The sequence below is a fragment of the Mycobacterium sp. AMU20-3851 genome, assembly GCF_043974665.1.
GTDB lineage: Bacteria > Actinomycetota > Actinomycetes > Mycobacteriales > Mycobacteriaceae > Mycobacterium.
Genome location: NZ_CP146371.1, coordinates 23,381 through 41,683, shown reverse-complemented (window position 1 = coordinate 41,683; position 18,303 = coordinate 23,381). Strand labels below are relative to the sequence as shown.

The 18,303-nt window shown below is 67.7% G+C and carries 15 protein-coding genes, 1 tRNA gene and 1 pseudogene; 11 read left to right on the top strand and 6 right to left on the bottom strand.

Annotated features, from left to right (window positions below; genetic code table 11):
• Nucleotides 1-60: 60 nt before the first annotated feature.
• Entirely contained in the window at nt 61-828 is a 768-nt protein-coding gene (locus tag V4U86_RS00195; RefSeq protein WP_395309310.1) for a PTS sugar transporter subunit IIA, read from the top strand.
• Nucleotides 829-842: 14 nt separating this feature from the next.
• A complete protein-coding gene (locus V4U86_RS00190) occupies nt 843-2,411 on the top strand; it encodes a PTS ascorbate transporter subunit IIC (protein WP_395309309.1) in 1,569 nt (522 codons plus the stop codon).
• On the opposite strand, the gene V4U86_RS00185 is transcribed toward V4U86_RS00190, so the two are convergent.
• The 3 genes from V4U86_RS00185 to V4U86_RS00175 are packed head-to-tail and all read right to left on the bottom strand — an operon-like array spanning nt 2,402 to nt 5,287.
• Nucleotides 2,402-3,583: a zinc-dependent alcohol dehydrogenase gene (locus tag V4U86_RS00185; RefSeq protein ID WP_395309308.1), complete on the bottom strand. Its 1,182-nt coding sequence runs from the start codon at nt 3,581-3,583 to the stop codon at nt 2,402-2,404. The two genes, V4U86_RS00190 and V4U86_RS00185, sit on opposite strands and share 10 nt — an antisense overlap.
• A 13-nt stretch (nt 3,584-3,596) precedes the next feature.
• Complete coding sequence (locus tag V4U86_RS00180; RefSeq protein WP_395309307.1) at nt 3,597-5,093, bottom strand: FAD-dependent oxidoreductase; 1,497 nt, start codon at nt 5,091-5,093, stop codon at nt 3,597-3,599.
• Nucleotides 5,090-5,287: a hypothetical protein gene (locus V4U86_RS00175; RefSeq protein ID WP_395309306.1), complete on the bottom strand. Its 198-nt coding sequence runs from the start codon at nt 5,285-5,287 to the stop codon at nt 5,090-5,092. Before V4U86_RS00175 ends, V4U86_RS00180 begins: the two co-directional genes overlap by 4 nt.
• 97 nt (nt 5,288-5,384) lie before the next feature.
• On the opposite strand from V4U86_RS00175, the gene V4U86_RS00170 reads away from it, so the two are divergent.
• From V4U86_RS00170 to V4U86_RS00160, 3 genes are read left to right on the top strand one after another with little or no spacing between them, the layout of a single operon-like run.
• A complete protein-coding gene (locus tag V4U86_RS00170; protein WP_395309305.1) occupies nt 5,385-5,561 on the top strand; it encodes a hypothetical protein in 177 nt (58 codons plus the stop codon).
• Nucleotides 5,562-5,612: 51 nt separating this feature from the next.
• A complete protein-coding gene (locus tag V4U86_RS00165; protein WP_395309304.1) occupies nt 5,613-7,463 on the top strand; it encodes an alpha/beta hydrolase in 1,851 nt (616 codons plus the stop codon).
• A gap of 58 nt (nt 7,464-7,521) precedes the next feature.
• Nucleotides 7,522-7,974, top strand: coding sequence for a hypothetical protein (locus V4U86_RS00160; protein WP_395309303.1), 453 nt, complete (start codon nt 7,522-7,524; stop codon nt 7,972-7,974).
• On the opposite strand, the gene V4U86_RS00155 is transcribed toward V4U86_RS00160, so the two are convergent.
• The 3 genes from V4U86_RS00155 to V4U86_RS00145 form a co-directional block, all read right to left on the bottom strand.
• Nucleotides 7,964-8,257 (bottom strand): type VII secretion target, encoded by a 294-nt coding sequence (locus tag V4U86_RS00155; RefSeq protein ID WP_395309302.1) that lies wholly within the window; start codon nt 8,255-8,257, stop codon nt 7,964-7,966. The genes V4U86_RS00160 and V4U86_RS00155 overlap by 11 nt on opposite strands.
• A gap of 102 nt (nt 8,258-8,359) precedes the next feature.
• Nucleotides 8,360-10,087 carry an AIPR family protein gene (locus V4U86_RS00150; protein ID WP_395309301.1) on the bottom strand — a complete coding sequence of 576 codons (1,728 nt, stop codon included), beginning with the start codon at nt 10,085-10,087 and terminating at the stop codon, nt 8,360-8,362.
• Between the two features lie 409 nt (nt 10,088-10,496).
• Nucleotides 10,497-10,579: transfer RNA gene (locus tag V4U86_RS00145), tRNA-Leu, on the bottom strand.
• A 211-nt stretch (nt 10,580-10,790) separates the two neighbouring features.
• Here V4U86_RS00145 and V4U86_RS00140 point away from each other — a divergent pair.
• From V4U86_RS00140 to V4U86_RS00115, 6 genes and pseudogenes are all read left to right on the top strand, one after another.
• The gene (locus V4U86_RS00140) at nt 10,791-12,173 is read left to right on the top strand and encodes an FhaA domain-containing protein (RefSeq protein ID WP_395309300.1); all 1,383 of its coding nucleotides are present in this window, start codon (nt 10,791-10,793) and stop codon (nt 12,171-12,173) included.
• Nucleotides 12,174-12,252: 79 nt separating this feature from the next.
• Entirely contained in the window at nt 12,253-12,720 is a 468-nt protein-coding gene (locus V4U86_RS00135) for an FHA domain-containing protein FhaB/FipA (protein WP_073858507.1), read from the top strand.
• Nucleotides 12,717-14,228 (top strand): PP2C family protein-serine/threonine phosphatase, encoded by a 1,512-nt coding sequence (locus V4U86_RS00130; RefSeq protein ID WP_395309299.1) that lies wholly within the window; start codon nt 12,717-12,719, stop codon nt 14,226-14,228. The genes V4U86_RS00135 and V4U86_RS00130 overlap by 4 nt, the downstream gene beginning before the upstream one ends.
• A complete protein-coding gene (locus V4U86_RS00125) occupies nt 14,225-15,646 on the top strand; it encodes an FtsW/RodA/SpoVE family cell cycle protein (RefSeq protein ID WP_395309298.1) in 1,422 nt (473 codons plus the stop codon). The genes V4U86_RS00130 and V4U86_RS00125 overlap by 4 nt, the downstream gene beginning before the upstream one ends.
• Entirely contained in the window at nt 15,643-17,118 is a 1,476-nt protein-coding gene (gene pbpA / locus V4U86_RS00120) for a D,D-transpeptidase PbpA (RefSeq protein WP_395309297.1), read from the top strand. Before V4U86_RS00125 ends, pbpA begins: the two co-directional genes overlap by 4 nt.
• Nucleotides 17,115-18,296 (top strand): annotated as a pseudogene (locus V4U86_RS00115) (protein kinase domain-containing protein); the annotation flags it as partial. The gene pbpA and the pseudogene V4U86_RS00115, both read left to right, overlap by 4 nt.
• Nucleotides 18,297-18,303 lie beyond the last annotated feature (7 nt).

Genomic DNA, 18,303 nt, shown 5'->3' with positions numbered 1-18,303 from the left:
TCCCGAGCGAGCTACACAAACCCCATGTCGCACCGGCGCGGACGGGCTAGGGTCGGTTTCATGCCGCATTTGGCTGAGCTGCTGTCCCAGGATTGCATCGACCTGAACGTCCGCGCACAGACGTGGCAGGACGCCGTGGCCCGCGCGGGAGCGCTGCTCACCGCGTCGGGGATCGCCGAAGACGCCTACACCGAGGCCATGATCGGCAACGTCGTGGAAAACGGGCCGTACATCGTGGTGGCCCCCGGTTTCGCTTTCGCGCACGCCCGGTCGTCACCGGCCGTGCACCGCACCGGGATGTCGTGGATACGCCTCACGACGCCGGTGGCCTTCGGTCACAAGACAAACGACCCGGTCACGCTGGTGGTCGCACTCGCCGCGACCGACGCGAGCGCACACACCGCGGCGATGGCCGAGCTGGCCAAACTGCTCGGCGACCCGGCCCGGCGCACCGCCCTGGACACCGCCGGCACGCCCGCTGAACTGCTGGCCGTCCTCGACGCCGGCCGGCCGGCCCCGGCCGGCGCGGCGACGGCCAAGTCCGGCAACCTCATCCTCACGGTGTGCGGAAATGGGCTGGGCACCAGCCTCTTTCTGAAGAACACCACCGAGCAGGTGCTGCAGACCTGGGGGTGGGAGAAGTTCGTGAATGTCGAGGCCACCGACACCATCTCGGCGAAGGGCCGCGCCAAGAGCGCCGATCTGATCCTGACCTCGGGTGAGATCGCGAAAACCCTCGGCGACGTGGGTGTACCGGTGCGGGTGATCGACAACTTCACCTCCACCACCGAGGTCGACGCGGCACTGCGCGATTCCTACGACGTCTAGGGGAGGACGGACGGATGGACTGGTTGGTCGGTATCGCCGAGTTCCTGGTCAACGAGATCCTCGCGGTACCCGCGTATCTCATCGGCATCATCACCGCGGTCGGGCTGATCGCACTGCGCAAGTCCAGCGGCCAGGTCATCGGTGGCGCGCTCAAGGCGACGCTGGGGTTCCTGCTGATCGGCGCCGGGGCCGGGCTGGTGACCAGTTCGCTGGAGCCGTTGGGGGTGATGATCCAGGGGGCAGCGGGCAGCCAGGGGGTGGTGCCCACCAACGAGGCCATCGTCGGCATCGCCCAGGACCAGTTCGGCGCCCGGGTGGCCTGGCTGATGATCCTGGGTTTCGCCATCAGCCTGGTGCTCGCCCGGTTCACCCCGCTGCACTACGTGTTCCTCACCGGGCACCACACCCTGTTCATGGCCACCCTGCTGACGGTGGTGCTGGCCGCCGCCGGTCTGGGGACGCCGGTGGTCATCGCGGTGGGAGGTTTCCTGCTCGGCGTGGTGATGGTCGCACTACCGGCGATCTCGCAACCGTGGACCAAACGGATCACCGGCGACGACAGCATCGCCATCGGTCACTTCGGCACTCTCGGCTACATCGCCTCCGGCATCACCGGACGGTTCGTGGGCGGCAGCCGGAGCCGGTCCACCGAAGACCTGAAGCTGCCCGAATCGCTGCGGTTCCTCCGTGATTCGATGGTGGCCACCGCATTGTCGATGGTGCTGATGTACCTGGCGGTGTCACTGATCTATCTGTCCCAGGTCGGGTCGGGCACCGCGTTCAGCGCCTACGCCGACGAGACCGGCGCCGGCGCGGCCGAGAACGTCGGCAACTTCCTGATGAAGGGCGTCACCGAGGGGCTCAGCTTCGGGGTTGCGGTGGCGGTCATTCTGTTCGGCGTGCGCACCATCCTCGGTGAGCTGGTGCCGGCCTTCCAGGGCATCGCCGACCGGGTGGTGCCCGGTGCGGTGCCCGCCCTCGACGCGCCCATCGTGTTCCCGTATGCGCAGAACGCGGTGCTGATCGGATTCGTGTCCAGTTTCGTGGCCGGCCTGGCCGGGTTGGCGGTGCTCTCGCTGTGGCTGGGCCCGGCCTTCGGCTGGGTGCTGGTGCTGCCGGGACTGGTGCCGCACTTCTTCACCGGTGGCGCGGCCGGGGTGTACGGCAACGCCACCGGCGGCCGGCGCGGCGCGGTGGCCGGCGGCTTCGTCAATGGGCTGCTCATCACGTTCCTGCCCGCCCTGCTGGTGCGGGTGCTGGGCTCCTTCGGTGAGGAGAACACCACCTTCGGCGACACCGACTTCGGCTGGTACGGCATCCTTCTCGGCAACGCCGCCAAGCTCGGCACGGTCTGGGGTGTGCTGGTCATGCTGCTGATCGGGGCCATCCTGCTCGGCCTGGCGATCGCCGTGCAGAAACGCCTGGTCGACACCGGCTGGGATCCGTCCCCGGGCCGCGAGGCCCCGGCGGGTACCGGCGGCGGGGAACCGGCAAGTGCCTCGGGGGCCGTCGGCACGCGCAGCTACCCGAAGATTCCGCCGCCGGTCGGCGCACCGGCGCCCCCGCCACCGCCTCAGGGCTGAAGGACGATCTTCACCGCGCCATCGGCCTTGCGCTGGAAGATGTCGTACGCATGCGGGGCGTCGTCGAGCGGCAGCGTGTGGGTGGCGAAGCTGTCCACGCCGAGCGGATCCTCGTCGGTCAGCAGCGGCATGATGTCGGGCACCCATTTCTTGACGTTGGCCTGGCCCATCCGCAGTTGCACCTGCTTGTCGAACAGCGTCAGCATCGGCAGCGGGTCGGCCATGCCGCCGTACACCCCGATCAGCGAGATGGTGCCGCCGCGGCGCACGATGTCGATCGCCGAGTACAACGCGTCCAGCCGGTCGATGCCGACGTTCTTCATCAAGGGTTTGGCCAGTGCATCGGGCAGCAGCCCGGTGAGCTGCTGAGCCACCTTGGCCACCGGGGACCCGTGCGCTTCCATCCCGACCGCGTCGATGACGGAGTCGGTGCCGCGCCCGTCGGTCATGTCCCGGATGACGTCGCCGACCGGGGCACCCAGCCCGACGAGGTCGACGGTGCGGATGCCACGGGCCTGCGCGCGGGCCAGCCGCTCGGGCACCCGGTCCACCGCGATGACGTCATAGCCCTGGTGTGCCGCGATGCGGGCGGCCATATCGCCGATCGGGCCCAGGCCCAGCACGGTGACCGACCCGCCGTCCGGGATGTCCGCATAGACCACCGACTGCCAGGCGGTCGGCAGCACATCGGACAGATAGACGAACCGGGAGTCCGGCGGCCCCTCGGGCACCTTGATGTGGGTGAACTGGGCCTGCGGGACGCGCAGCAGTTCGGCTTGGCCGCCGGGCACCTCTCCGTAAAGTTCGGAGTAGCCGAAAAGCGCTGCGCCCATACCGTGTTCACGCACCTGGGTGGTCTCACACTGGGTGTAGAGCTGCTTGTCGCACATGAAACAACTGCCGCACGAGATCTGGAACGGGATCACCACCCGATCGCCGGCTGCCAGATTGGTGACCCCGGATCCGACTTCGCGCACGATGCCCATCGGTTCGTGCCCGAGGACGTCGCCGGGGTTCATGAAGGCGCCGAGCACCTCGTACAGATGCAGATCGGATCCACAGATGTTCGTCGAGGTCACCTCGATGATCGCATCGGTTGGTTCTTCGATCTTCGGGTCGGGCACCTGCTCTACCCGGACGTCGCGTTTGCCTTGCCAGGTGACTGCTTTCATCGTGCTTACCTCCTCAGGTGGCGGGTGTCAGGCCCCGGGTCGCCGGGCCCTCGAGCAGGGTTCCGTCGGGGGCGAACCGGGAGCCGTGCAGTGGGCACTCCCAGGCGCAGTCGGCGTCGTTCCAGTTCACGATGCCGCCGAGGTGCGGGCAGACCGGGGACACCGTGTGGTGGGCGCCGTCGACGACGCTGTTCGCGCGTAGATTCCAGGGCGGTCCGGTGACCACCCCCTGACCCTCGGCCGGATCGCCGTGCCGGGCCAGCGGCGCCACCCAGCCCTTGGCCATGTGGTAGCCCACCGACAGGTTGTGTTGCAGCGCGGTGCTCAGACCGGACAGTTCGTGCGGGCTCCAGGCGGCGAACGCGCGGGCCCACGGCATGTGCCCGCCCAGGATCTGCCCGGACAGCGCCAGCGCCGCGGCGATGCCGTTGGTCATGCCCCACTTGTCGAACCCGGTGGCCACCCAGACATGTTGGGTCCCGGGCAGAATCGGTCCGGCGTAAGGAAGTTCGTCGATCGGGGAGTAATCCTGGGCCGACCAGTAGTGGGTCTGCACCGCGCCCGGATAGTGCTGTTTGGCCCAGTGCACCAGCTCCGACACCGCGCCGGCGGCGTCGTCGGCGCGGCCCACGGTGTGTCCGCCGCCGCCGACGACCAGGCGGTCACCGTCCGCGGTCGGGGCGTACCGGATCGACCGGGTCGGGGAGTCGGTGGACAGGTACATCGCGCGGGTGATGTCCCCGGGCACCTTGAACGCCACGCAATAGGACCGGTGCGGACTGACCTTGGCGAAGAATCCGCCGCGATCCAGGATCGGGATCCCGGTGGCCAGCACACAGTGGTCGGCGGTGACGGTACGCGAGGCCGACCGGTCGGCGGCATCGACGGTCAGCCGCAGCGGGCTGCCGATCGAGACCGACCGGACCCGGGCGCCGGAGGCGACGGTTCCGCCGTGGCGCTCCAACTCCGCGACGAAGCTGTCCAGCAGCGGCATCGGATCGAGCTGAGCCTGATCGGCCAGCCGGACACCGCCGTGGAACGGGAACGGGACGTCGGCGTCGCGCACCCATTCGACGGGCAGCCCGGCAGCCCGGCAGGCATCGAATTCCGCTCGGGCGTCCTCGATTCCGCTCGGTGACTGCGCATAGGTGTAGGCATCCTCGCGCTGCACCGCGACCCCGTGTTCCTCGCAGTAGCGGGTCAGCCAGTCACGGCCCTCGGTGTTGCCGGTGACATAGTCACCGACCAGCCGGTCGCCGTGCTTGGCCGCCACCCGGGACACCTTGGTGCCCTGCAGCAGGCTCAGCTTGCCGGTGGTGTTGCCGGTGGTGCCCGCGCCGACATGGCGCGCCTCCAGCACCAGCACCTTCTTGCCGGCCCGGGCCAGCAGCAGTGCCGTGCACAGCCCCGTGATGCCGGCGCCGACCACGGCGACGTCGACGTGCTGGGCGTCGAGCTGCGGTGCGGACGCCGGGGTGTCCGGCCGCCCGTCCAGCCACAGCGACGTCATGCCCCGGGATCCTTCGCGCCTTCGCTGTCGTCGAAGAACGACCAGCCGTCCTCGGACTGGACTTCCATCCGCCAGCCCAATTCGGTGTTGTCGGCCTTCTGGTCGACGAACCAGGCGTGCGCGTCCTGGGCACTCTCGATGTCCTTGGTGTCGACGACGTCGCCGTGGGGGTTGATCACTCGGTAAGTAGCCATGGGTTGTGCGTTCCCGTTTTCACCGCGGCTAACCCCGCGGTTCGTTCCATGGCTGCCGGGGTAGCCCGCTCGGTACGCCGAGCAGGAGGTGCCCGCGATGACCGGACCCGAGTCCGAGAGCAAGAACGAATCCGATGTCGAGGACGACCCCAAGGTCGCGGCGTCGCGCGCCGGTGAGGACGAGGACGGTTCCTACGTGGGCCGCGCGTCCTCCGACGACGATTTCGACGCCGGTGAGACCGGTGCGGAGGCCCGCGGCGACTCCGGTTCCTGACCGCTTCCCCCGGTGAATCGCTGCACGGGCGGGCCATCCGCCCGTGCGACGATGGAAGGCGGACGCGAGGGGGCTCAGTTGTCGGTGACGGTGTCGACGGTGCAGGCGTCGCGACCCGGGCAGTTGGTCGCCTCCGCCGCCGACCTCGGTACCAAGATCGCCACACTCGACGGCGTGCTGGCCGCCCAACGCCAGGCGCTGGCTCAGCTACGCGCCTCCTGGCAGGGCGGGGCCGCCGCTGCGGCCATCGCCCGGGCCGAGCAGAACCTGGATCGGCAGGAGGAGTTGCGCGCCCGGCTTTCCGCACTGCAGCAGGCGCTGCACTCCGGCGGCACCCGGCTGGGGTTCACCCGCAGCGGGTTGCTCGCCATCGTGGACTCGCTGCGTGCCGTGGGCTGGCAGGTCGCCGACGACGGCACCGCCACCCCTCCCCCGGTGCCGGCGATCCTGCGGCTGCTGGCTCCGGCGTGGACCGCGCTGATCCAGAAGCTGCTCGCCCTCTTCGCCGAGATCGACGCCCAGACCTCCGCGGCCATCGCGGCGGCGTTGGGTGGGCCGGTGCCCGCGACGCCTCCGGGCACCCTGGGCGACCCGCGCCGGCTTCCGCCGCCCGGAACCAGCCCCGAGGACGTCAAGAAGTGGTGGGATTCGCTGTCGCAGGCCGAGCGTGAGCAGTTGACCGCGCAGCACCAGGCGGAGTTGGGCAATCTGAACGGGATCCCGGCGGAGGTTCGCTCTGCGGTGAATCAGGCTGTGCTGCAAGATGATCTGGACCGGGTGAGCGATGCGGCCGAGCGGCACGGGGTGTCCACCGAGCAGGTGCTGGCCGATCCCGGGGCCTACGGGCTGACCGCCGCCGACGCCACCCGCTACGGCAACGCCGTGCAGACCCGCAAGGGTCTGGACAAGATGGCCGCCGAGGGCAAGCAGGACCGCCCGGTGCTGCTGTGGGCCTACGACCCGCTGGCGTTCAACGGACAGGGCAAGGCCGCGGTGGCGATCGGCAACCCGGATACCGCCCAGAACACCGCCGTCGTCGTCCCCGGCACCGGCAGCAGCGTCAAGGACGGCTGGCTGGAAAGCGACAATGCCACCAACCTGTATGACCAGATGCGTCTCGGCGATCCGGACGAGTCCGCCTCGGTGATCGCCTGGATGGGTTACGACGCGCCCGACAGCCCCACCGATACCCGCATCGCCACCCCCGGCCTGGCCCGCGCCGGGGGGGATCTGTTGGCCGCCGACGTCAACGGACTGGGCGCCACCCATCAGGGCGGGCCGTCCGATGTCACCGTCATCGGGCATTCCTACGGTTCGACCACCGTCGCCGACGCGTTCGCGGGCAGCGGCATGAAGGCCGACAATGCGGTGCTGATCGGTTCTCCCGGAACGGATCTCGCGAACAGCGCCGCCGACTTCGGGCTGCCCGAGGGCGGCCGGGTGTACGTCGGCGCGGCATCGAGTGACCCGGTGAGCTGGCTCGGGCAGGCCGGCCCCATCCCCGACATCATCAACCGCGAGCTGGGTTACCCGCTGGGTATGGAGGCCGGGCTGGGCCGCGACCCCGCCGGGGACGGGTTCGGGTCGGTGCGCTTCGACGCCGAAGTGCCCGGGCGCAGTGGTCTCCCCGACTTCGCCGACCATTCCCGCTACTACGACATCGGCAGTGAATCGCTGCGCGCGATGACCGACATCGCCAACGGGGACGGCGCCACCCTGGCCGAGAACGGCTACACCGCCGAGGGTCGCCGCCAGCCACACATCGGATTGCCCGACGAACTGGATCTGCCCGGACTGCCCCCGATCGACCTGCCCGACTGGGACACTCGGATTCCCGGCACCCCCGCCCTCAACGACCCGGAAGGCGACCGTGGCACCGTCACGAAGAACCACCAGTACTGACCGTTGGCGCCTCTGCACGGCCGTCGTGGCCGGCGCACTACTGCTAGGAGGATGTGGGATGGGAGCCCAAGGTTCGGCCGCCGACCTGGACGGCCCGGAGATGAGCGACGAGCAGACCCGCGCGCAGGTGGTGGACCCGGCCAAGCGGCTGGTCCAGGCCGTGGGTCTGCAATTGCGCGGGGCGACCTTCGAATTCGACTCCTGCACCGATCAGGAGACCGCCCCCTACCGCGGGCAGGTCGGGATGGGGTTCACCTTCCCGGCCGGGGTGGACCCGCAGGCCTATCTGGACGAGATCATGGCGGCGATGGCCGCCGACGGCTGGAGCGACGGGGCGCCACCCGGGAAGGCGCCACACGGGCGGGCCATGAATCTGGGTGAGGTGATGGCCATCATCGCGGCCAATCCCGATCACCCGGACCGCGGTTACATCGAGATCTACGGCGAGTGCCGCAACGCCGGCGAGCACAGCGCCGACGAAGAGGACATCCGCGCCGAACTCACATCGTGAGCTTCAGCGCCTGCGCGGACGCCTGGTCCTGGGCCTGGTAGCGGTCCGCGGCGGTGGCGAGGTTGGTGGCGTAGCTCCGGGTGGCCTCGGCGACGGCGGTGCCGGCCGCGGCGACAGCCGCTTGGGCTTGCAGGCAGGCCGCCCCTGTCTGCAGCTCGTTCACTGCGTGGGCCGCTTCGGCCAGGGGTGCGTCGGCACCGAGGTTGGACAGTCCGGTGCTCGCCTGGCCGAACGCTGTGCCGGCGGCGGTCAGGGCGGCCGGGTCGACGATCAGGGGCTGCATAGACCGAGTCTAGGGCCGCTGGAATCGATGCCCGCGCAGCAATTTTCGGGTACCCATCCAGGTAAATGGGCGGGCTCCAGCACAGATCGGCGAATGCTGGCATCATTTCAAGTGCGCGGCCCGCAACGCGAGCGCTTTTTCTTTTATGTCAACAGTCAGCGCCGAACTGCGTACCCTATCTCGCGTAATTTTGTCTATGTCAACCACGGCCGCACACAGTTCATTGATTTCTGTGACCCGCTGGTCGCTTCCATCTTCGATAAATTCGCGAATTCGTTTGGCACTTTGCTCCACCTTCGACGAGTCGAGTCGTGGCAACGTGTCACCACACACGTAATAGCGAATGGCCATCAAGATGTGCCACCGAAGTTTCACGAACCTTCCGTCGATTTTTCTGTTTGCAATTAGTAACCGAAGCCTGTACAACGAATAAGCTGAAACATAGAACACTTCCTCCCGGTATTTGCTGTCGAATACCAAGTCTCGAAGTTCTCCGGTCAGTCGGTTAGGGTAGCGACTGGCCAGGTCGGGCTTATCAAGAAACATCGCCGCGACGCACCTGGCTATTTCTCTAATGTCGAAAACTCTAATAGCCTTGACATCTTCATGTGCATTGAATTGATTAGTTCGGCGTTCGAAGAACAGCCTGTACTCGTCGTCCCCACCGCGTGCGATAAAATATTTATCGATCATCTTCACAGCGTCGAGGGTGGCAAGAAATTGAGATTCTTCGACTTTAGTCTGCCGATTGGTGGATCGCACGATGTCATCAACAACGGATAACTCCGCTGTCTCGACTATCTTAAGCACCAGAGTTGCCTCATTATCCACACTATTCCGATTCTGATAAAGAACATGCGAGGTCTGACAGCCGTTAACGATTTGGAAATCACGTAGATAGATTTCGAATGCAGATAAACGCACATCAGGCGCGATGATCGTTACCCCATTATTCAAGATTCCGAACCGCTTACGGCGAATGGGATCTTGTAGGGCGATATCCATCTCGGCGTTTACGTCCGAATCTGCCCCTATAAAGTCCCTGACGTTTTCGTCAAAAATACGTTGGCGTAGCTTTCCGTTCTTGCCGACCAGGATCGAGTCAATAAAATCTTTGGCGCGAACAGTCACGACGTAGCTCTCATCGACACCTAATGTTGCGGGAAAGGGCGCATTACCTAACAGTTTCACCGTCGCCTCTACAGGTCCTTCGGAAGCTGTCCAGAGTTCTACGATCATGTCCCGGTCAATGAGCTCAACCTCGACCTCATGGAATAGACCGGTATCTTCTATCGCGGCCCGCAGGGATTCCCGTGCCGCCTTTATTTCTCGATCTTCTGATTTTCGGCCCGTCGTCGCGAAGTAGAGACGAGCATTCGGCTTACCATTACGGATACGTCCGACCTTCGACAGGATCGCATCGAATACTTCCTTGGCGCTCTCCAGGAAATCGGAATGTGGGTACTCGTGCTTCTCCGATAGGAAATCTAAGACGCCTGCCTGAAACGTAGTTATTTCGGATTTTTTCCAGGCTTCAGACGTCTTTGCCTGCGTGAAAACGATCGAGACGTTCGCGTCACGTCTCATCGACTGCAATGCATCTTCGACCTCATCCACCGATGCGACGTATGCCTCATCCACGAATGTCATAAAACCATCGATCCCAGGGTCATCGCCGTCGTAGATCAGACTACTCGGCTCAATCGAATCACCGCAGAACCGTCTGAAAATGGAGTAGTTAACGAAAGCTTCGTATTGCTTAGACTGCTCGTCAGAAACCGAGAATCGTTTGGCAAAGTCAGCTAAGTGCGCTTCTACCACACGGTGCATTAATTATCCCTTCATACATCCGGCGGCGCGGGGTCGGCTGCGACTAGATATTACTGGTCTACTCCCTAAGTGAGCGAACCCAAGGCAGCGATTTGTGCACAAGCCTCGCAGATCACCTCACGGTCAACCGCAGTGTCGAAACAGCAGCGTCGGGCCCTGGCTTACGACGAGACGATGTCCGAATTGTCCCTGGACTCAGGCGAGCACCCTAGATTGCCGACGAATCCAGTCGCTGACAGCCGCTATCGGGCCCTCACGTAAAGCTCGTCTGCCCGCATAGGACAAACCCGGCACGCCTTGATATTTCACCCGTTCTCCGATGCGGCCTGCCACACCCAGCCGAAACCACAAGGGCCACCAAAGCACAAAGGTCACGACCTCTTTCGAGGCCGTGACCTTTGACTCACTGTGGGCGAAGGGGGACTTGAACCCCCACGTCCCGAAGGACACTGGCACCTGAAGCCAGCGCGTCTGCCATTCCGCCACTCGCCCGAATGACCGGGAAACCGTATCACCCGTGGGCCCGTCGGCCCAAACCGCCAGAAAGCGTTCCCGCTCACCACCGCTGACCTGGTTCTTTGCGATTCTCAGAGAATCGTTGGTCACGCAAAAGCCTGCTGGGCCGATAACATGCGTGTGAGCAGTGTGGCCAGAGCGACACGCGGCGCGACAAACAGGCACGACGAACAGACGGGGCGGTGAGATGGGTCTTGCGGACCGTATCGAGCGACGCCTCGAGTCGACGGTCGGCGATGCCTTCGCCCGGGTCTTCGGCGGGTCGATCGTCCCGCAGGAGGTCGAGGCGCTGCTGCGCCGGGAAGCCGAGGCCAGGGCACGTGACGTCGGCGGCGGTCGCATTTTGGCGCCCAACGACTACGTCATTACCCTCGGTGAGGCTGATTACCGGAAGGTGAGCGCGGACCCCGACCGGACATCTGCCACATTTGCCCGTCACCTGGAGGGTTTCATCCATGACCAGGGGTGGCAAACGTATGGTGATGTGGTCGTCAGGTTTGAGCCATCGCCGAGCCTGCACACCGGACAGTTCCGCGCCCGTGGAGCGGTCAACCCAGACACGACCACCCACGAGCCCGCACCGCCAGCACGAGACCGCGCGTCCACCGCAGAACCAGGAGCACCAGCGATGACCGACAACCCGAGCTACCGAGGCCAGGGACAGGGTCGGCCCGGCGACGATCAGTACGACGACGACCGGTACCGCCAGCACGAGGATGCCCGTGGCTACCAGCAGCGCCAGGGCGGCTACCCCGATCCGGGCGGCTACCCGCAGGAGCAGGGTGGCTACCCGGACCAGGGTTACCCGCCGCCGTCCTACGAGCAGCGTCCGCCCGCCGGCTACGGACAACCCCAAGGACAGCCCCAGGGCCAGCCCCAGGGCGGCTACCCCGACCAGGGCTACCGTCAGCAGCCGCCGCCGGCCGGTTACGGCCAGCCCCCGGCCGGTCCCCCGCCGGGATACGGCGACTACGACTACGGGCGTCCCCCGGCCCGCCAGGACGAGGGCTACGGCCGCCCGCCGGCGCCGGGCTACCCGGACCAGGGTGGTTACGGCCGCCCCGAGCAGGGCGGGTACGGCCGCGCCGACTACGCCGCGCCGCCCGCACCTCCCGCCGCACCGGACTACGGCCGCTACGGCGAGCCGCCGGCCCAGGGTGGCTACCCCGATCAGGGCGGTTACGACCAGGGCGGTTACGGCGAGCCCGCCGGTTATGACTACGGCTCCCCGTCCCAGGCGCCCGCCGCTCCCGCCCCCGGCGGCTACGGCGGTGGCTATGGGGCCGCGCAGGTGACCCTGCAGCTCGACGACGGCAGCGGCCGCACCTACCAGCTGCGCGAGGGCGCGAACGTGATCGGCCGCGGCCAGGACGCCCAGTTCCGGCTGCCCGACACCGGGGTGTCCCGCCGCCACCTGGAGATCCGTTGGGACGGCCAGGTCGCGCTGCTGTCGGACCTCAACTCGACCAACGGCACCACCGTGAACAACGCCCCGGTGCAGGAGTGGCAGCTGGCCGACGGTGACGTGATCCGACTGGGCCACTCCGAGATCATCGTTCGGGTCCACTGAGCGCCGTCTCGGTTCCAGGGGCGCGCCCCAGTATCGTGACGGCGATGATCGAGCGGGACCGGGACGGAGAGGACGTCGGATGCAGGGGCTAGTACTGCAGCTGACGCGTGTCGGCTTCCTGCTGCTGCTGTGGCTGTTCATCTGGTCGGTGCTGCGCATCCTGCGCACCGACATCTACGCCCCCACCGGTGCGGTCATGGTGCGCCGCGGGCTGGCGCTGCGTGGCTCGCTGCTGCCCAAAGGGGAACGCCGGCATACCGCGCGGCACCTGGTGGTCACCGAAGGTGCGCTGGCCGGCACCCGGATCACCTTGAGCAGCCAACCGGTGCTGATCGGCCGGGCCGACGACTCCACCCTCGTCTTGACTGACGATTACGCATCGACACGGCATGCCAGGCTGTCGTCGCGGGGCTCGGAATGGTACGTAGAGGACCTAGGATCGACCAACGGCACATACCTCGACAGGGCGAAGGTGACAACGGCGGTAAGGGTTCCGATGGGAACGCCGGTACGGATCGGCAAGACGGTGATCGAGTTGCGCCCGTGACACTGGTGCTCAGATACGCAGCGCGCAGCGACCGCGGATTGGTGCGCGCCAACAACGAGGACTCGGTCTACGCCGGGGCCCGGCTGCTCGCGCTGGCCGACGGGATGGGCGGCCATGCCGCCGGTGAGGTGGCCTCCCAACTGGTCATCGCCGCGCTGGCCCATCTCGACGACGACGAGCCCGGCGGCGATCTGCTCAACAAGCTCAATATGGCCGTCCACGAGGGCAACTCGGCGATCGCCGCACACGTCGAGGCCGACCCCGAACTCGAGGGCATGGGCACCACGCTCACCGCGATCCTGTTCGCCGGCGGCCGGCTGGGCCTGGTGCACATCGGCGATTCCCGCGGCTACCTGATGCGTGACGGTGAGCTGACCCAGATCACCAAGGACGACACCTTCGTCCAGACATTGGTCGACGAGGGCCGGATCACCGCCGAGGAGGCACACAGCCATCCGCAGCGCTCGCTGATCATGCGCGCGCTCACCGGTCACGAGGTCGAGCCCACGCTGATCATGCGCGAGGCCAAGGTCGGCGACCGCTACCTGCTCTGTTCGGACGGTCTGTCCGACCCGGTCAGTCACGAGACCATCGCCGAGGCGCTGCAGATCCCGGATGTGACCGACGCGGCCGACCGGCTCATCGAACTCGCGCTGCGCGGTGGCGGTCCCGACAACGTCACCGTGGTGGTGGCCGATGTCGTGGACTACGACTACGGACAGACCCAGCCGATCCTGGCCGGGGCGGTCTCCGGCGAGGACGACGACACCATCCCGCCGAACACCGCGGCGGGCCGGGCCTCGGCCTTCAACCCGAAACGCAACCAGCCCAAAAGGGTTGTCACACAACCCGAAGAGCAACGACCGCCCCGCTCCAAACGCCGGATGCTGATCGCCGCGGTGGTGGTCCTCCTGGTGGTGGTGGCGGGGCTGACCATCGCCCGCGAGATCGTTCGCAACAACTACTACGTCAGCGAGCAGGACGGCACCGTCGCGATCATGCGCGGCGTGCAGACCTCGTTCCTCGGGCTGTCGCTGCAGGAACCGTTTCTGGTCGGCTGTCTGAACGCCCGAAACGAGCTGTCCCTGATCAGTTTCGGCCAGTCCAGCGATGTGATGGACTGCGAGGTGCTACGCCTGGAGGACATCCGCGAATCCGAGCGGGCCCAGGTGGCCGCCGGGCTGCCCGCCGGCTCCCTCGACGACGCGATCCGCCAGATCAACGAACTGTCCCGCACGTCGCTGCTGCCGATCTGCGCGCTGCCGACCAAGACCCCCACCCCCACCCCCACCCCGAGCCCGCGGACCACCACCGGCCCGGCCCCGAGCCCCAGGCCGAACCCCTCGCCGAGCCCCGCGCCGCCGGCCGCCACATCCGGCGCGCCGAAGCCGGCCACCCCCGCACCGGCCACCCCGCCCCCGCCCAGGACGACCACCCCGTCGCCGACCGTCACGGCCCTGCCCCCACCACCGCCGGAGCCGGGCACCAACTGCCGGACCGCGTCATGACCTCGTCCACCCAGCCTCAGTCCCCGGTCACCGTCACCCCTCCCCTACCCAACCGGCGCAACGCCGAATTGGCCCTGCTGGTTTTCGCCGCGGTGATCACCACCGTGGCGTTGCTCATTGTGGAGGCCAATCAGGAGCAGGGACTGGACTGGGATCTGGCCCAGTACGCACTGGGATTCCTGGCGCTGTTCGGGGCCGCGCACCTGGCCATCCGGCGCTTCGCCCCGTACGCCGACCCGCTGCTGCTGCCGGTGGTGGCACTGCTGAATGGGTTGGGGCTGGTCATGATTCACCGCCTGGACCTGGCCCAGCGCGAACTCAGCCTGGGCAGCGTGGGCGGCAACGCCGACCAGCAGATGCTGTGGACACTGCTGGGTGTGGTGGCGTTCTGCGCGGTGCTGGCGTTTCTCGGCGACCACCGCATGCTCGCCCGCTACGGCTACACCTGCGGTCTGATCGGCCTTGTGCTGCTTGTCATTCCGGCGCTGTTGCCGGCCCGGTTCTCCGAGCAGAATGGCGCCAAGATCTGGATCCGGTTCGAGGGCTTCTCCATTCAGCCTGCCGAATTCTCCAAGATCCTGCTGCTCATCTTCTTCGCGGCGGTGCTGGTCTCCAAGCGGGAGCTGTTCACCAACGCCGGCAAGCACGTGCTGGGGATGGACCTGCCGCGCCCCCGCGACCTGGCTCCCCTGCTGGTCGCCTGGATCGCCTCGATCGCGGTCATGGTGTTCGAAAAGGATTTGGGCACTTCGCTTCTGCTCTACGCCTCGTTCCTGGTGCTGCTGTATGTCGCGACCGACCGGCTGTCCTGGGTGGTCATCGGGCTGGCCCTCTTCGCCGCCGGCAGCCTGATGGCCTACCAACTGTTCGGCCATGTCCGGGTGCGCGTGCAGAACTGGCTGGACCCGTTCGCCGACCCCGACGGCGCCGGCTACCAGATGGTGCAGTCGCTGTTCAGCTTCGCCACCGGTGGCATCTTCGGGACCGGACTGGGTAACGGCCAGCCCGGCACCGTACCGGCGGCATCCACCGACTTCATCGTCGCCGCGATCGGCGAGGAACTCGGATTGGTCGGCCTGGCAGGCGTTCTCATGCTCTACACCATCGTGATCATCCGGGGTCTGCGCACCGCGATCGCGGTGCGGGACAGCTTCGGCAAGCTGCTGGCCGCCGGTCTGGCATCCACCCTGGCGATCCAGCTGTTCATCGTCGTCGGCGGCGTCACCAAGCTGATCCCGCTCACCGGGCTGACCACCCCGTGGATGTCCTACGGCGGCTCGTCGCTGCTGGCCAACTATGTCCTGCTGGCCATCCTGGTTCGCATCTCGCACGCCGCGCGGCGGCCCATCGAGACCGGTCGCGGCCCCAACCCGGCGCCCATCGCGGCGGCCTCCACCGAGGTGATCGGCCGCGTATGAACACCTCCCTGCGCCGACTCTCGGGCGTCTTCATGGCACTGATCGTGCTGCTGCTGGCCAACGCCACCTTCACCCAGGTGTTCGCCGCCGACGGCTACCGCGCCGACCCCCGCAACCAGCGGGTGCTGCTCGACGAATACTCCCGCCAGCGCGGCCAGATCACCGCGGGCGGCCAGCTGCTGGCCTACTCGGTGTCCACCGACGGCCGGTTGCGGTTCCTGCGCGTCTACCCCAACCCGGAGGCCTACGCCCCGGTCACCGGCTTCTACTCGCTCGGCTACTCCAGCACCGGTCTGGAGCGCGCCGAGGACCCGGTGCTCAACGGCTCCGACGAGCGCCTGTTCGGCAAGCGGCTGGCCGACTTCTTCACCGGTCGTGACCCGCGCGGCGGCAATGTGGACACCACCGTGCGCCCGGACGTCCAGGAGGCCGCCTGGGAGGCCATGGAGCAGGGCTGCGACGGCGGGTGCAAGGGCGCCGTGGTCGCGCTGGAGCCGTCCACCGGGAAGATCCTGGCGATGGTGTCCGCCCCGTCCTACGACCCCAACGGGCTGGCCAGCCACGACGGCGCCGCCCAGACGGCCACCTGGGAGCAGCTGCGCGACGACCCGAACGACCCGCTGGTCAACCGGGCCATCTCGGAGACCTACCCGCCGGGGTCCACCTTCAAGGTGATCACCACCGCCACGGCCCTGCAGAACGGTGCCACCCCGGACACCCGGGTGACCGCCGCACCGCGCATCCCGCTGCCGGACAGCACCGCCACCCTGGAGAACTACGGGGGAGCGGCCTGCGGGAACGGCCCCACCGCGTCGCTGCGCGAGGCGTTCGCCCGGTCCTGCAACACCGCCTTCGTCGAACTCGGCATCGATGCCGGCGCCGAGAAGCTGCGCTCCACGGCCGAGTCGTTCGGCCTGGATTCCGCGCCGGCGCCGATTCCGCTGCAGGTCGCCGAGTCCACCGTCGGCCCGATCGGCGACGCGGCCGCCCTCGGGATGTCCAGCATCGGGCAGCGCGATGTGGCGATGACCCCGCTGCAGAACGCCATGGTGGCCGCGACCATCGCCAATGACGGGGTCGCCATGACCCCGTATCTGGTCGATACCCTCAAGGGACCGGACCTGTCCAATATCGCCACCACCGCACCCACCGAACTGCGACGCGCGGTGTCACCGCAGGTCGCGGCTACACTTACGGATTTGATGGTCGGCGCCGAGCAGGTGACACAGCAGAAGGGAGCCATCGCCGGCGTGCAGATCGCATCCAAAACGGGCACTGCCGAGCACGGCACGGATCCCCGTAACACCCCGCCCCACGCCTGGTACATCGCGTTCGCCCCGGCGCAAGCCCCCAAGGTGGCCGTCGCGGTCCTCGTGGAGAATGGCGGAGACCGATTGAACGCCACCGGCGGCGCAGTGGCCGCCCCGATCGGGCGGGCCACCATCGCCGCCGCACTCCGGGAGGCATCATGACGGCCCGGGTGGGAGTGACGCTGTCCGGCCGCTACCGGCTGCAGCGCCTCATCGCCACCGGCGGTATGGGGCAGGTGTGGGAGGGACTCGACACCCGCCTCGGCCGCCAGGTCGCGATCAAGGTGCTCAAGGCGGAGTTCTCCGAGGACTCCGAGTTCGTCGAGCGGTTCCGCGCCGAGGCGCGCACCGTCGCGATGCTCAACCACCCCGGCATCGCCAGCGTCTACGACTACGGCGAGACCGAGATGGACGCCGGCGAGGGCCGGACCGCCTACCTGGTGATGGAACTGGTCAACGGCGAGCCGCTGAACTCCGTCATCAAGCGCACCGGGCGGCTGTCGCTGCGGCACGCCCTGGACATGCTGGAGCAGACCGGCCGCGCCCTGCAGGTCGCACACACCGCCGGCCTGGTGCACCGCGACGTGAAGCCCGGCAACATCCTGATCACCCCGACCGGGCAGGTGAAGCTCACCGACTTCGGTATCGCCAAGGCCGTCGACGCGGCACCGGTCACCCAGACCGGCATGGTGATGGGCACCGCCCAGTACATCGCGCCCGAACAGGCCCTGGGCCGCGACGCCACCGCCGCCTCCGACGTCTACTCGCTCGGCGTGGTCGGCTACGAGTCGGTGTCGGGCAAACGCCCCTTCACCGGGGACGGCGCGCTGACCGTCGCGATGAAGCACATCAAGGAGACCCCGCCGCCGCTGCCGCCGGATCTGCCGCCCAATGTGCGCGAGCTCATCGAGATCACGCTGGCCAAGGAACCCAACCACCGGTACCGCTCGGGTGGGCCGTTCGCCGACGCCGTCGCCGCGGTGCGGGCCGGACGGCGCCCGCCGCGCCCGAACTCCGCGCCGACGATCGGTCGAGCCGCTCCCGCGGCGATCCCGTCGGTGACCCAGGCCCGTGCCGCGGCCGCCGCCGAGTACCGCCCGCCCGTGACGGCGGCCCGCCCCCGCGCGGCCACCGGAAGCCACCGTCCGCCGCCGCCGCGCCGGACGTTCTCACCCGGCCAGCGCGCCCTGCTGTGGGCCGCCGGGGTGCTCGGCGCCCTGGCGATCGTCATCGCGGTGCTGATCGTGGTGAACGCGCAGGACCAGCGGGACCGGCCGGTGCAGCAGGAGACGTCGACGAGCACCACCGTCATCGGGGTGCCCGCCGAGCCACCCCCGGGCGAGAACC

Bases quoted from the DNA above. Each gene is read 5' to 3' on its own strand.
- V4U86_RS00195 (WP_395309310.1), top strand. From the start codon at position 61: ATGCCGCATTTGGCTGAGCTGCTGTCCCAGGATTGCATCGACCTGAAC.
- V4U86_RS00190 (WP_395309309.1), top strand. From the start codon at position 843: ATGGACTGGTTGGTCGGTATCGCCGAGTTCCTGGTCAACGAGATCCTC.
- V4U86_RS00185 (WP_395309308.1), bottom strand. From the start codon at position 3,583: ATGAAAGCAGTCACCTGGCAAGGCAAACGCGACGTCCGGGTAGAGCAG.
- V4U86_RS00180 (WP_395309307.1), bottom strand. From the start codon at position 5,093: ATGACGTCGCTGTGGCTGGACGGGCGGCCGGACACCCCGGCGTCCGCA.
- V4U86_RS00175 (WP_395309306.1), bottom strand. From the start codon at position 5,287: ATGGCTACTTACCGAGTGATCAACCCCCACGGCGACGTCGTCGACACC.
- V4U86_RS00170 (WP_395309305.1), top strand. From the start codon at position 5,385: ATGACCGGACCCGAGTCCGAGAGCAAGAACGAATCCGATGTCGAGGAC.
- V4U86_RS00165 (WP_395309304.1), top strand. From the start codon at position 5,613: ATGGAAGGCGGACGCGAGGGGGCTCAGTTGTCGGTGACGGTGTCGACG.
- V4U86_RS00160 (WP_395309303.1), top strand. From the start codon at position 7,522: ATGGGAGCCCAAGGTTCGGCCGCCGACCTGGACGGCCCGGAGATGAGC.
- V4U86_RS00155 (WP_395309302.1), bottom strand. From the start codon at position 8,257: ATGCAGCCCCTGATCGTCGACCCGGCCGCCCTGACCGCCGCCGGCACA.
- V4U86_RS00150 (WP_395309301.1), bottom strand. From the start codon at position 10,087: ATGCACCGTGTGGTAGAAGCGCACTTAGCTGACTTTGCCAAACGATTC.
- V4U86_RS00140 (WP_395309300.1), top strand. From the start codon at position 10,791: ATGGGTCTTGCGGACCGTATCGAGCGACGCCTCGAGTCGACGGTCGGC.
- V4U86_RS00135 (WP_073858507.1), top strand. From the start codon at position 12,253: ATGCAGGGGCTAGTACTGCAGCTGACGCGTGTCGGCTTCCTGCTGCTG.
- V4U86_RS00125 (WP_395309298.1), top strand. From the start codon at position 14,225: ATGACCTCGTCCACCCAGCCTCAGTCCCCGGTCACCGTCACCCCTCCC.
- pbpA (WP_395309297.1), top strand. From the start codon at position 15,643: ATGAACACCTCCCTGCGCCGACTCTCGGGCGTCTTCATGGCACTGATC.